Origin of the sequence: Cyclobacterium amurskyense, assembly GCF_001050135.1 — a bacterium.
In the GTDB taxonomy this organism is placed as follows: domain Bacteria; phylum Bacteroidota; class Bacteroidia; order Cytophagales; family Cyclobacteriaceae; genus Cyclobacterium; species Cyclobacterium amurskyense.
The window spans coordinates 5,788,812-5,802,861 of sequence record NZ_CP012040.1; the positions used below are offsets into that span (position 1 = coordinate 5,788,812).

Sequence of the window (14,050 nt, forward strand, 5' to 3'; positions counted from 1 at the left end):
TAAAAAATAAATAATCAGTAATGGCTTTAGATATAAAATTGGGAGTTAGTACTTGGCTATGGACCTCTCCATTTAGCAGCGATACCATTTCCCTTTTTCCAAAAATAAAGAAAATGGGGTATGATGCTGTGGAAATCCCTGTAGAAGATCCTTCATTAATCGATCCTGCGATAGTTGACAGGGCTTTAAAAGACAATGGCCTTGCTCCTATTATTTGTGCTGCTTTCGGTCCCAGTAGGGACCTAACCCATGACGACCCTTCATATCATCAAACAAGTTTTGATTATATTCAGGACTGTTTTGATATAAGTGCTGCCTTAGGTGCTGAGTTTGTGGCAGGGCCTATGTATTCGGCTGTGGGAAAGGCTCGCTTGGTTTCTCCAGAACAAAGGAAAATCGAATGGGATAGGGCAGTCACCAATTTGCAGAAAGTCTGTCAGATGGCCCAAAAATCAGGTCAAAAAATAGCTTTGGAGGCCTTAAATCGATTTGAAACGGACCTGATCAACACAACCTCTGACTTAATGCAGTTAATTTCTGACATCAATCATCCAGCTGCCAGGGTATTATTGGATGGTTTTCATATGAATATAGAAGAACCAAGCATAGAAGCGGCTATTTTACAGGCGGGTGAAAAGCTAATTCATGTACAAGTGTCGGAAAATCACCGTGGAACTCCAGGAACAGGACAAACAAGGTGGGAAGACTTTAAATCAGGACTAGAAAAAGTGAAGTACAAAGGTACAGTCACAATTGAAAGCTTTACACCTGAAATAAAGGAATTGGCAGGTGCAGTTTGCATTTGGCGGCCCTTGGCAGAAAGTCAGGATAAGTTTGCTTCTGAAGGTTTCAATTTTTTAAAAAATTGGGCCACCAACTAATAAAATTCAATCTTTCAACCCAAATAATTTGTTAACATGAGTAAGAAATTGAATATAGCGATCATAGGACTGGGATTTGGTGCAGAGTTTATCCCTATCTATCAAAAACATCCTTCTGCCAATATTTATGCCATTTGCCAAAGAAATAAGGCGAAGTTGGATGAAATTGGCGATGCCTTTGGTATAGCCAAAAGATATACGGATTATGACGAGTTGCTAAAGGACCCAAATATTGATGCTGTTCATATAAACACCCCCATTCAAGCACATGCCGAACAATCTCTTAAAGCGCTAAGAGCTGGCAAACATGTAGCCTGTACAGTTCCAATGGCTACAACGGTAGAAGAATGTCGTCAAATCGTAGAAGAAACGGAGAGAACGGGACTTACCTATATGATGATGGAGACAGTGATTTACAGTAGGGAATTTCTTTTTGTGAAAGAAATGTATGAGAGTGGGGCTATGGGTAAATTGCAATTTTTAAGAGCAAGTCACCAGCAAGAGATGGCCGGTTGGCCTGGCTATTGGGAGGGCCTCCCTCCTATGCATTATGCCACCCATTGTGTAGGGCCGGTATTGGCATTGCCAAAGGCCGAGGCTGAATACGTATCCTGTTTTGGGTCTGGTAGGATCGATGAAAACTTGATTGAAAAGTACGGTTCGCCATTTGCCATAGAAAGCTGTCATATCAAACTAAAAGACACAGACCTTTCCGCAGAAGTCACCCGATCTCTTTTCAATACTGCAAGACAGTACAGAGAGAGTTTTGATGCATATGGATCTGAGAAGTCCTTTGAATGGACACTGATTGAACATGAAGACAGTGTGGTGCATACTGGAGAAAAACCGGAAAAGGTGAAAATTCCGGATTATGCACATTTACTCCCAGAAGAAATAGCCCTATTTACTACCGAAGGTGTATATGATGACGATGATAACCAACACCTATCCTTTATTCAAGGAGCTGGCCATGGGGGTTCTCATCCACACCTGGTACATGAATTTGTTACTGCCTTACAAGAAGGCAGGGCACCCTATCCCAATGCCAGGCAATCTGCAAATATAACCTGTGTGGGGATTTTAGCACATGAATCCGCAATGAATGGAGGTGAAAAAATCAAGCTTCCGGATTTCACTTTTAATAAATAACAAACCTATTATTCCAAAACTACCCGGATTCCAGTCAATCCGGGTAGTGTTTTTTTATTTTGGGCATAAAATTCAGATAGGAAACAAATCACCTTTCTCCTACCGTAACACTTCAACCCGAAATATACAATAGACAATCTATTACGTGCTGAAATCGCTTCAAAATCAGCCGCTTTGTTGCTGTTTTCAATTTCACCATAGCGGTGCTATGCTAAAATCTCCAAACAGCCTGATTGTGTCTTGCGATTGCAACACTTCCCGTAAACACGGGACAGGCTTCACCCCTGACTATTGTCAGGACGGAGAAACCCTATTACATAATCCGGGTTCAAAATCAACTACCACTGACCTATTTAACTTTTCTAGAGCTTCAAAATTTTAATTTTTGTATAACTATTTATTAAAGCAATTGAGGTAAACCTTCAAGGAATTCAGTATTTTTGCTAGTTAACGGGGCTATCTGGATAGACTTTCTAGTAAAGTCTTCAATTTCAAGCACAGAAATTTTAAAGCCCATAATAATACTGCATTAGGGAAACTGATAACAGCGAAAGATCATCGGTTTTGAAGTGAATTAATCAGGCAATTTTACGTTTGGAATCTCCTATTTGGAACTAAATCAACGAAACTGCTATGACAAAAAAGGTTAAAGGATAGCTAAATAATACGCATCCTATTTCATTTCAGGAACGTAATTAATTTCTATTATGCTTTTGAGAAAGGATTTATAAAAATAATCTCCAAGGCTTGTAGACTATCATCCTAGTAGTATTCTCAGATGATCATTTTTAATAAGTAAAAATTAAGGTTACATGAATATAACCATTGAAAATATAATACTAATAGGCTCTATCCTATTATTGATCAGTATTATTGTAGGAAAGCCAAGCTACCGCTTCGGAATTCCTACCTTATTGCTCTTCCTTACGATAGGTATGTTAGCGGGTTCAGAAGGCATAGGTGGCATCTATTTTGACAATCCTGAAATCGCACAGTTTATAGGTATTGTATCCCTTAACTTTATACTTTTTTCAGGTGGCTTAGATACCAGGTGGCCTTCGGTAAAACCAGTTTTGAAGGAAGGCATCGCCTTGTCTACAATGGGTGTTTTACTAACAGCTTTAGGTTTGGGCTATTTTGTCCATTTGATTACAGATTTTACCTTATTTGAGAGTCTACTTCTAGGTGCAATCGTTTCATCTACAGATGCTGCTGCTGTTTTTTCCATTCTCAGAGGTAAAAACCTTGCCTTAAAGAAAAACCTACGCCCCACTCTGGAATTAGAAAGTGGAAGTAATGATCCCATGGCCTATGTGCTAACCATTGCTTTTTTATCATTGGTACAAGAACCTGATAAAGGTGCATTGTCTATAATGCCTTTGTTTTTACTACAAATGATAATTGGAGCAATTTCAGGTCTCCTATTTGGCAAACTTAGCAAGTGGATAATCAATAAAATTAAGCTTGATTTTGAGGGGCTTTACCCAGTACTTACCATTGCCCTTATGTTTATCACCTTTTCAGCTACCAACTCCCTTTATGGCAATGGCTTCCTCGCCATTTATATATGCTCGGTCTATCTTGGAAACCAAAACATTATTCATAAAAACACTATTTTAAGAATGTTTGATGGGTTGGCCTGGTTGATGCAAATTGTTTTGTTTTTGACCTTGGGGTTGTTGGTATTCCCATCGCAAATAATTCCGTATATAGGTCTAGGCTTAATTATTTCGCTTTTCTTAATCCTTGTAGCCAGGCCCTTGGCGGTATTCATTTCCCTCATACCTTTTAAAATGAAACTAAGGCGGAGATTTTATATCTCATGGGTTGGTTTGAGAGGTGCTGTCCCCATTGTTTTTGCTACCTACCCTTTATTAGCAGGCATAGACAAGGCCAATATTATCTTTAATATCGTCTTTTTTGTTGCCATCAGTTCCGTATTGATTCAGGGAACAACCATCTCCTTGGTTGCCAAATGGCTTAAAGTGGGTTTGCCAGATAATGTAAAAAAACCTACCCCTAGTGAAGAATTTCTTGAGGAGCATCCTAAAACCATCTTAAGAGAAATTACCCTTAAAAAAGACACTGATGCGATCGGCAAACAAATAGTAAATTTAGATTTCCCGAAAAACGCCATCATTGCGATGATTGAAAGAGATGAGAATTATTTGATGCCCAACGGCTCAACCACTTTGGAGGTGAATGACAAATTGATTGTATTGACTGATAAACTGGAAAACATCAAGGAAGTATACAAATCGCTTAGAATTCAGGAGGAAGACCCAAGCTCTAAAAAATAATTTGTTTCACCTATTAGCTTATAGTTCTCAAAACCTAAATTAACAAAGGAAAAGTCATTTTTGACAGTAAGTAGTAGCATTAAACCCAGATTATGCAATAGAATTTCTACGCCCTAATAATAGTTAAGAGTAATGCCTGTCCCCTGATTACGAGAAGTACTGTAATCGAAAAAAATCTGACTATTTGAAGGCTCTAGCTAAACATCACTATGATGATCAGGAATTATTTATTGAAAATGTAGATTTTATTTTTTAGTCCTGTCAAATAGATTTTAAAAATTTGGGTAGATAAGTGATATTTGATTCAAATCAAAATTTATTAATAGTAAAGCCATCGTAATCGAAACATTTTAAAACTTCCGTTGTTACAATTATAATTCTATTTTTAAACCTTATGTTAAATATTCTCCTTAAAAAAGTTACCCTAAAAACCTTTGAGAAAGCTGTAATTTCAATTTCGATTACATTTAGTCTCTTGGTTATGATTGGTTGGTTTATTAAAATTTACCAGATTTTAGGAATCCCTCCGGGAGATGCAACAATGAAGTTCAACACCGCCTTGGTATTTTTCATATCTGGAATGATCATGATTTTCCAGCGAAAAAAATGGGAAAAATACTTAACCTTAACCAAGATTTTGGCCTCCAGTTTAATTCTAATCGGTGGACTAACTTTAGTAGAGCATCTTGGTTGGGTTGCTTTTTCAATTGACAATATTATTGTAACAGATATTTATTCAACAAACAGCCCTGGCAGGATGTCTCCTGCAACAGCCATTTGTTCAATTTTGGTAGGAATAGGTTTTTTAGGGAACTTGACACCAAAGTATTTTTTTGGAAAAATAGGCTTGTATGCATTTAAATTAACTGCTCTTCTGTCTCTTGTAGCCATAATTGCTTTTATATTATCCATCCCATTATCCAGTAAAGCCTCCTTTTTCCAAACAATGGCCATTAATACCTCTGGCTTATTTTTAATTATTACTATCTTACAATTATTTAAAAGCCCTAATTCTCCAATTTATAAAATAGTCACAGGGAATTTTGAAGGAAGTAAATTAACCCGTAGAATACTGCCAACGATTGTCTTATTCCCTATTATTTCCAGCTACCTTTTAATTATTGGAATCGATAAAAACATTATTACGACAGAATTTGGAATGGTCGCTTATGCGGCGATATTTATTCCTATAAGCATAATTTACGTGGCTTATATTGCCATAGGCTTAAATAAAACGGATGCTGAAAAGCAACAATTGGCTGAGGAGTTGAATGAGAATAACCGCTACTATTTAAGGCGTTTTAAGGAAGGGGTAGATCAAGTTTCAATTGTCTCACTAATGGACCCAAATAGAGTGATTACCTATGTCAACGATTCATTTCGTAAAATTTCCCAATATTCAAGAAAGGAACTTATAGGGAGTTCTCATTCCATTTTAAATTCTGGACACCACAGTAAAGAATTTTTCGATGATATGTGGGAAACAATTAGCTCTGGTGAAATCTGGGTAAATGAAATTAAAAACAAGGCAAAGGATGGTTCTTTTTATTGGACCTTAACGGCATTTATACCCTTTAAGAATGATAAAGAACAAATTACCGAGTACATGGTTTTAAGTCAAGACATAACCGAGAGAAAAGAAGCCGAGGCACTGAGGATGTCTTATGTTAAAAAACTTGAGTATAAAAACAAAGAGCTAGAACAATTTGCTTATGTGGCCAGCCATGACCTTCAAGAGCCATTACGTACAGTAATGAGCTTTACGGATCTTCTGGCAAAGAAACGGTCTGACTCTTTCGATGAATTGGGTTTAAGAAGTATAAAATATATTCAGGAAGCAACGCTAAGAATGAGCCAACTTATCAAGAGTTTATTGGATTACAATCAAATTGACAAAGGCAATGAGCTTAGCCTTGTGGATTGTAATGAATTAATTAAAGGGATAGTAAACGATCTTGGTAAAAATATTCAGGAAACCAATACCTCAATCAAAGTAGATAAATTACCTTTGATTAATGGTTATAAAACACCACTTAGGATGGTTTTTCAGAACCTAATCAACAATGCTATTAAATTTCGAAACAAAGACACGAAACCCCAAATAACAATAACAGCTTCTCAAAACGAATATGAATGGTTGTTTTCCGTTAAGGACAATGGCATAGGCATTTCTGATGAACACCAAGAGAAGATTTTTGAAATATTTCAAAGATTACACAATAAAAACAAGTATGAAGGCTCCGGAATTGGACTGGCCCACTGTAGGAAAATTGTAGATTTACATGGAGGAAAGATTTGGGTTGAATCAAAGCTAAATGAAGGGAGCACATTTAATTTTACCATAAGAACCAAAGATCATGAGAAAAAAAGTAAACTGTATACTGCTGATTGATGACGATGAACCGACGAACTTCTTGCACAAAATTATTATTGAAGACAGTAATTTGGCAGAGAAAGTAGTGGCTGTTCAAAGCGGATATGAAGCATTAGAGTATTTAGAAAAAAAAGAGGAGGGTAAATACCCTCAGCCTGATATTATTTTTCTTGACATCAATATGCCCGCAATGAATGGTTGGGAGTTTTTGGAAAGATACAAACAGCTTGACGAGGGCTTAAAAGGAAAAATATTGGTTGTAATGTTAACTACATCCATCAACCCGAATGACAAAAAGAAAGCCATGGGAAAAGGATTTGTCAATGGCTTTTTAAGCAAGCCCCTTACAGCTGAAATGCTTGAAAAAATAATTGACGATGAATTTTAAATAAGTCTATTTAGTAGCTTAGAGACCCTTATCTCTGCTTTCTCTAACTTATTGGACAGAGTAATTCACTTTTTTTGTTCTAAAAATAAGTGAATTACTGCATTGAACTAAATAATGTTGTAGAATATTATTTTACTTATGGTAATCCAATTCATTTTTACTATTCTCAACAGAAGCCAACCAATCCCTCAATTCAGCCTCCAACTGCTTGGCTACCTCAGGGTACTCATCAATAATATTTTTAATTTCTGATTTATCGTTCAGCAAATCATAAAGTTCAAAACTTTCAAGCTTTTCATCAGTTATTAGTTTATACTGATTGGTTACCCATGACACATTTGGAGTACAAATAAACCCCATTGGCTTTGCTCTTTCTTCTATCCTTCCTTCGATTGCATCTAATATATTAGTACCATCCAATGGCCGCTCATCAGGATATTCTATTCCCATAATAGCGAGTAGAGTAGGTAAATAATCACTGGTAAAAGCTGGAAAATCAATTTTCCTGCCTCCTTCGAAATTATTCTTCCAGATCACAAAAGCCGGCACCCTTACGCCTCCCTCATACAAACTCCTCTTTCTTCCACGAAAATCCCCAGCGCTTCCCGGAGTTCGGTCTTCAGGCCCATTGTCACTGCAAAAGAAAATAATTGTTTCCTCTTCAATTCCTGCATTCTCCAACGTTTGCCATAATCGACCAATTTGCCTATCCATCGCTGTAATAGATCCGTAATACAATTGCTCAGGCAAATCCATGTCAGCATATAAACTCCTATCTAAGCTATCACTTACTACCGGTAAATGAGGAGTATGAAACCAAATGGTGGAGAAAAAGGCTTGTTCATTATTAATGGCATTATCTATAAATGGAATAACACGATCCATTATAATACGAGAATCATCTCCCTTCATATTGCTAGTATCCATTTGATTTTCACCATCCCAATAAACCGTGCCATAATTTATTATTGAATTCTTTCCTTCTACAGCCCTCCAGCCATATCTCAGACTTTCTCCCTCTTTAAATGATGCTGGATATACCATGGGGTCATAAGTAGGGACTTTTGACTCTGTGCTAAAAAATGTATCGTAACCATGCTTCGATGGAATGGAATAATCCTTAAGGTATATTTCTTTACCTCCCCTATTGGCATCTGGAATAGTTTTGGAGAAGGTACCTAGATGCCACTTTCCAAAGTGTCCGGTAGCAAAGCCTTCTTTTTGCAACAGTTCTGAAATGGTAATTTCCTCCGCCTTCATATGTCCACTATTGGCATAAGGAATATCCATCCTAAGTGGGTTTCTGCCTGTGATCAAACTGGCCCGAGTAGGTGAACAAACCGCAGAAGCAGAATAGAATCGATTGAAAACCACGCCTTTTGAAGCTAGGTCATCTAAAAAGGGCGTTTTTATCTCTGTATTCCCATTAAATCCAACATCATACCAGCCTTGATCATCTGTCATGATTAAGATAATATTTGGTTTTTTTACAGGGGTTTTACAAGAACTGGCAAAGATTCCCAACACAAAAAAGAATATTAAAAGTCTACGCATGTTATTAGCTATCGAATCAATTGGTATGGAATTTAACCATTCAATATACCTACTTTTAGTCAAATTTGGCAGTAAGACTACCTTTTAGGCATGAGTATTAATTAAAATAAAACAGCTTGGAGAATATAAAACCAAACAAGAAATTGCTTTTATTGAGTACAATCTCTTTTAAACCTAAACACTTTGAAATTGTCTTAACTTTTTAAAATAACATCCTCCTTTATCGAGGTTTCGATAAATACTTGGGTAATACTGCAAATATAAAAGTCATTAATATTCAAAATCCTGAGAAAAAATTTATTTAAATATTTCAATCATTGAAAAAATAGAAGTAGTTGAAAATTTCATAGATTAAATTTGAAAAACAAAAAAAATAGCTATTTTTACCTATATCAACAAAATTTTAATTATTCCTATTATGTTTCTTAATATTTGGTATAAATTTTAACAAGTACTAGGTTGGAAAAACAGTTTGAGAAAAGTAAAATTATTCATCTTGAAAAAGCAATAATTTCTATTTGTATTCTCTCAGGATTAGTGGTGATTATTGGGTGGTATACTGGAATAAATGAGGTATTAAGTATTATTCCTAAGAGTGCAACAATGAAGATCAACACTGCTATTGTGTTCTTATTATCAGGAATTATTTTAATTACAGATAAATTTTATAGTAAAAATTCAATTTTTCTATATATAATTCTATCAATAGCAATTATCACTATTGGCCTAATGACTTTAGCCGAACATATTGGATGGCTTTACCTACCTATTGATAACTTTTTTATAGAAGACAATATATCTACAAGTAATCCGGGAAGAATGTCTCCGGCAAGTGCAATATGTTCAACCCTAATTGGTATTGGTTTCCTAGCAGAAAAGTTGACCAACAGTATTTTTAAAAAAATAGGATTTTACGCCTTAATCATAACAGCAGTAATGGCAATGGTTGCAATAATTGCTTATGTATTATTGATCCCAATTGAAAGTAAGGCAATATTTTTTAAATCCATGGCCATACACACTTCAGTTTTATTTTTATTGATTGCGGTTCTAAATTTATTAAAAAATACAAATACTGAATTTTTTAGACTAATCTTAGGAAACTACACTGGTAGCAAACTTATTCGTAAAGTCCTTCCCCTTGCAATTGTTTTTCCAATTATTTTCAATTATTTTCTAATATTTGGTATTAATAAGCAAATTATCTCTTTGGAATTTGGGCTAGTAATTTTCTCTACTTTTTTTATCCCAATTAGTATCATTTACATCACTTACATTTCTTTAAGACTGAATAGGTCAGACATAAAGAAAGCTGAAGTTGAAAATTCAATTCGACAAAGTAATCGATACCTTAAACAATTTAAGGATGGCCTAGACCAAGCTTCTATAGTTGCAATCACAGACAAGCGGGGAGTAATAACTGAAGTTAATGAATCTTTTTGTAAAATATCTCAATACACAAAAGATGAACTCATAGGCAATACGCATTCAATCGTAAATTCTGGATACCATGATAAAGAGTTTTTCATAAATATGTGGAAGACCATCGGTTCAGGTAATATCTGGGTTGACGAAATACAAAACAAAGCAAAAGATGGATCACTATATTGGGTTTTAACAGCCATCGTTCCTTTTAAAAACGAAAAAGACGAAATTACGGAGTACATGGCCCTAAGGCAGGATATAACTGAGCGAAAAAAAGCAGAAGAATTGAAGTCTGATTATGTGAAAAAATTAGAATATAAAAATAAAGAATTAGAACAATTTGCCTATGTGGCCAGCCATGACCTGCAAGAACCATTAAGAACCGTAATAAATTTTACAGATCTTCTAGAAAGAAAACAAAGAGAACATTTTGATGAAATAGGATTAACAAGTTTACATTTTATCCAAGAGGCTACAGTCCGAATGAGTCAGCTTGTAAAGAGTCTATTGGACTATAATCGAATTGATAAGAATAACAAAATTTCACTTGTAGATTGCAATCAACTAATTAATGAAATAAAAAAGGACCTTAGTAAAAATATACTTGAGGTAAAAGCTACCATTATTGTAAATCAATTACCAAAAATTTACGGTTATGAAACTCCTTTAAGACTGCTCTTTCAAAATTTAATAAGTAACAGCATCAAATTTAGGAAATTAGAACAAAATCCTTACATCGAAATAACTGCAAGATCAAATCATGATGAATATTTATTTACGGTAAAGGACAACGGTATTGGCATTCCTGAACACCAACAAGATAAAATTTTTGAAATCTTCAAAAGGCTTCATAGTAGAGATGAATATGAGGGTTCAGGGATCGGCCTTTCACATTGCCGGAAAATCGTAGACTTACATGGTGGAAGAATATGGGTTGATTCAAAATTAGGTAGTGGTAGCACTTTTAACTTTACAATAAAATCAAATGAACATGAGAAAAAAAATCAATTGCATATTGTTAATTGACGATGATAAATCAACGAATTTTTTACATAAAATTATCATCGAAGAAACAGGTGTTTCCGAAAAAGTTGAGGCTGTTCAAAGCGGCCAAGAAGCACTAGATTATTTAGAAAGAAAAAAGGAAGGCGTCTACCCAAAGCCTGATCTCATTTTTCTTGACATAAATATGCCTGGAATGAATGGATGGGAATTTTTGAAAGAATATGAAAAGTTAGATGACAATCTTAAGGGAGAGATAATGATAATGATGTTAACTACCTCCATTAATCCAGATGATGAAGAAAAAGCCAAAAAAACCAAATTTATAAACGGATTTCTAAATAAACCTCTTACTACTGGGGTAATAGAAAAAATAATAGACGATCATTTTCAAAATAAGGAGTAAATTATTTATAAGGATTGTTTATTTCGCTAATATTCTATAAAAACAAACCTACAACTAAAATTTATCAATACCATTAAATAACCTAATACAAATAATATTAACACCTTAATCCTTATCCGTAATATTAAATATATAATTTTTAAATATAAAATATTTCTTCCTCTTTATTATATTTTAAATCCAGACTATGTAATAAGATTTCTCCGCCCTGACAATAGTCAGAGGTAAAGGTTGTCACGTATTTACAGGAAATCTTGAAATTTTAAGAAAATCTGGCTTTTTCGTGATTTTCTTTTACATATTTACCATTTAATACATCAGAGTCGTACTTTATGGCCTGATCATAAGAAGAGCCATCGGAGCTCTCAAAACCTAGTCCAAGGTAAAATTTAGCCAAGTAATGTTTAGCTACTCTCTTCGCTATTTTACCCTATAGTATATTGGTCTGAGGAAGGTCAGCTACTTTTGCTTCCTGTTCATCGATCCCAAATTGATCGGTGACCGCTTTGGTTTTCCGGATGTAATCAAACATTGGCTTAGTAGCTATTTCCTTCACAAGGTGCACACCACCAAATAATTCTGCCAACATTCCATGGACATAGTTTCGGAAGAAAAATTCACACCATTAAACCCGAAATATGCAATAGACATTCTATTACGTGCTGAAATCGCTTTAAAATCTGCCTCTTCGTTGCTGTTTTCAATTTCACCATAGCGGTGCTATGCTAAAATCTCCAAACAGCCTGATTGTCTCGTCCTGAAAATGGTTGACACTTTTGTTTTTCAAATATAGTAAGTGTTTTAATTTCTAAGAAGTTTCATTTAACTTACAGTACCACGATAAAGCGGAGGCAAGCTCTGCTGAGGAGCAACTTGCCAAGGAATAGTCGTTTGGTCCGATAGCGTTGCTATTTTCAGACCGGGCCTTGACAGGTTCGGTCTTCTTTTTCCAATTATATTTCTTTCCAATAACGCGTTCGGTATCATGCCTTGTAAAACCTTCGTCATGTACTTGGTTAGGTGTTAGATTTCCTAAACTCTCGTGTGGTCTCATATCATTATAGATTTTGATAATTTTAATGATGTATTTTTTCGGGTTGATATTTGTTTCTCCTGCAATATCCTCCAGCCACTCTTCCTTTAGGATTCCATTTACTCTTTCCGCTATGGCATTTTCATGTGGTGAAGCGGGCTTCGTCATACTGATCCAAACTTTCTTCTTTTTCAATAGGTCGGTGTAATCATAACTGCAGTACTGTACCCCACGGTCCGAATGATGGACAAGGGAATAATGGTTAATGTTTTCTTGAGACTGGAAAGCCACCTTCAGGGCTTCAAGTGCTGATTCAGCCTTCAGATCCAGAGAAAGATTCCAGCCCACTATTTTCTGGGAATAAGCATCCGTAATAAGATACAGATACATGACTTGCCCATTTAGTAAAAGGTAGGTAATATCGGAAACCCATAACTGGTTGGGCCTGTAGACAACCATGTTTTCTACCAGGTTATGGTACTTCCTAAGCCAATGATGGCTTTGGGTAGTGAAAAACTTCCTTTTTCTTTTGGTTACTAATAACCCGTTCACTCGAAGCAAATCAAACAGTTTATCCCTGCCTATCTTGATTTTCATTCCTATTAGGTCTTTCTGAATCAGAGGGTTTATCTTTCTCAACCCCCATCTGGATGTTTTGGCCTTCTTTCTGATCTTTAAAACAAGACTCAAGACCACCTCTTCCTCAAATGCCCCGCGGTAAATATAATTTAAAGCTTTATAGTAGCCCTGCCTGCTCTTGCCAAACAATTCACAAAGTTGGGCCAAACTTACTTTTGGTTCTTCTTCTCTGAGTCTTTGAACTGTTTGGCACCAGACTTTTTTTCAAGATCTAGCCCATATTCTTCTTTGGCAATATCTACCATGATCTGGTATGCCCTGCCCTTCAAACGGCTAAGCTTCAGCTCTTCTTCAAGTTGCCTTATACGGGCTTTTAACTCACTATTGGAATCCTCTTTTATTGCCATGTTTTTTAAAATCGGAAGAGGATCTTTAGGAAGCCTTCTTTCAAGACCAGCAAAAATCCTCATCCATTCCAAGATAGCGGATTTGCTTTTAATTCCATAAATATGCCTTGCCTGTTCTTTGCTTAAAGTACCTGAAAGTACTTCCATAACGATTTTTCTCCTTGCATCTTCGGAGAACTTTTGTAATTCACTCATTTTGTCCGATTATAGGTTTACAATTTTTAATTAAATTGTGTCAACCTATTTCAGTACACGACCGATTTTCTTGCGATTGCAACACTTCCCGTAAACACGGGACAGGCTTCACCCCTGACTATTGTCAGGACGGAGAAATTCGATTACATAATCCGGGTTAAAAAGAACAATTGAGGCCATGAATTTGAGAATTGCTAAAGAACAGCCTTAAGTGATTTGACTTTAATAACCCTAGCTAGAACTACTTTTAAGCTTTAACCGTTTGTGTTTATAGTATACAACTGAAGTAAAAAATAACAAAGAATAATTTTGGCTTACCGGCTTAAATAAACCATTCAGTTTATAAAATCCAAATGG

Annotated in this window: 12 protein-coding genes; 7 read left to right on the plus strand and 5 right to left on the minus strand. The window is 35.5% G+C overall.

Annotated features, from left to right (window positions below; translation table 11 throughout):
* The first annotated feature begins 20 nt into the window (after positions 1-20).
* The 5 genes from CA2015_RS22930 (at position 21) to CA2015_RS22950 (ending at position 7,092) form a co-directional block, all read left to right on the plus strand.
* Positions 21-881, plus strand: coding sequence for a sugar phosphate isomerase/epimerase family protein (locus CA2015_RS22930; RefSeq protein WP_048644008.1), 861 nt, complete (start codon positions 21-23; stop codon positions 879-881).
* 36 nt (positions 882-917) lie between these two features.
* A complete protein-coding gene (locus tag CA2015_RS22935) occupies positions 918-2,030 on the plus strand; it encodes a Gfo/Idh/MocA family protein (protein WP_048644009.1) in 1,113 nt (370 codons plus the stop codon).
* A gap of 812 nt (positions 2,031-2,842) precedes the next feature.
* Complete coding sequence (locus CA2015_RS22940; RefSeq protein WP_048644010.1) at positions 2,843-4,330, plus strand: potassium/proton antiporter; 1,488 nt, start codon at positions 2,843-2,845, stop codon at positions 4,328-4,330.
* Positions 4,331-4,724: 394 nt separating this feature from the next.
* Positions 4,725-6,722 (plus strand): sensor histidine kinase, encoded by a 1,998-nt coding sequence (locus CA2015_RS24470; RefSeq protein WP_053086741.1) that lies wholly within the window; start codon positions 4,725-4,727, stop codon positions 6,720-6,722.
* Positions 6,688-7,092, plus strand: a complete 405-nt coding sequence (locus CA2015_RS22950; protein WP_048644011.1) for a response regulator — start codon at positions 6,688-6,690, stop codon at positions 7,090-7,092. The genes CA2015_RS24470 and CA2015_RS22950 overlap by 35 nt, the downstream gene beginning before the upstream one ends.
* 132 nt (positions 7,093-7,224) lie before the next feature.
* Here the strand turns inward: CA2015_RS22950 and CA2015_RS22955 are convergent, their stop codons facing one another.
* Positions 7,225-8,646, minus strand: a complete 1,422-nt coding sequence (locus CA2015_RS22955; protein WP_048644012.1) for a sulfatase family protein — start codon at positions 8,644-8,646, stop codon at positions 7,225-7,227.
* A 459-nt stretch (positions 8,647-9,105) separates the two neighbouring features.
* Between CA2015_RS22955 and CA2015_RS22960 the strand changes: the two genes are divergently transcribed.
* Together CA2015_RS22960 and CA2015_RS22965 are read left to right on the plus strand one after the other, a co-directional pair.
* Complete coding sequence (locus CA2015_RS22960; protein WP_048644013.1) at positions 9,106-11,097, plus strand: sensor histidine kinase; 1,992 nt, start codon at positions 9,106-9,108, stop codon at positions 11,095-11,097.
* On the plus strand, positions 11,063-11,479 hold the full coding sequence (locus CA2015_RS22965) for a response regulator (protein ID WP_048644014.1): 417 nt from the start codon (positions 11,063-11,065) through the stop codon (positions 11,477-11,479). Before CA2015_RS22960 ends, CA2015_RS22965 begins: the two co-directional genes overlap by 35 nt.
* Before the next feature lie 262 nt (positions 11,480-11,741).
* Here the strand turns inward: CA2015_RS22965 and CA2015_RS25335 are convergent, their stop codons facing one another.
* From CA2015_RS25335 to CA2015_RS22975, 4 genes are all read right to left on the minus strand, one after another.
* On the minus strand, positions 11,742-11,876 hold the full coding sequence (locus tag CA2015_RS25335) for a hypothetical protein (RefSeq protein WP_262485590.1): 135 nt from the start codon (positions 11,874-11,876) through the stop codon (positions 11,742-11,744).
* Positions 11,877-11,909: 33 nt separating this feature from the next.
* Entirely contained in the window at positions 11,910-12,068 is a 159-nt protein-coding gene (locus CA2015_RS24940) for a hypothetical protein (protein ID WP_157470575.1), read from the minus strand.
* A gap of 219 nt (positions 12,069-12,287) precedes the next feature.
* A complete protein-coding gene (locus CA2015_RS22970; protein ID WP_048640785.1) occupies positions 12,288-13,298 on the minus strand; it encodes an IS3 family transposase in 1,011 nt (336 codons plus the stop codon).
* Positions 13,299-13,300: 2 nt separating this feature from the next.
* A complete protein-coding gene (locus CA2015_RS22975; protein WP_048640786.1) occupies positions 13,301-13,693 on the minus strand; it encodes a hypothetical protein in 393 nt (130 codons plus the stop codon).
* Between the last annotated feature and the right edge of the window lie 357 nt (positions 13,694-14,050).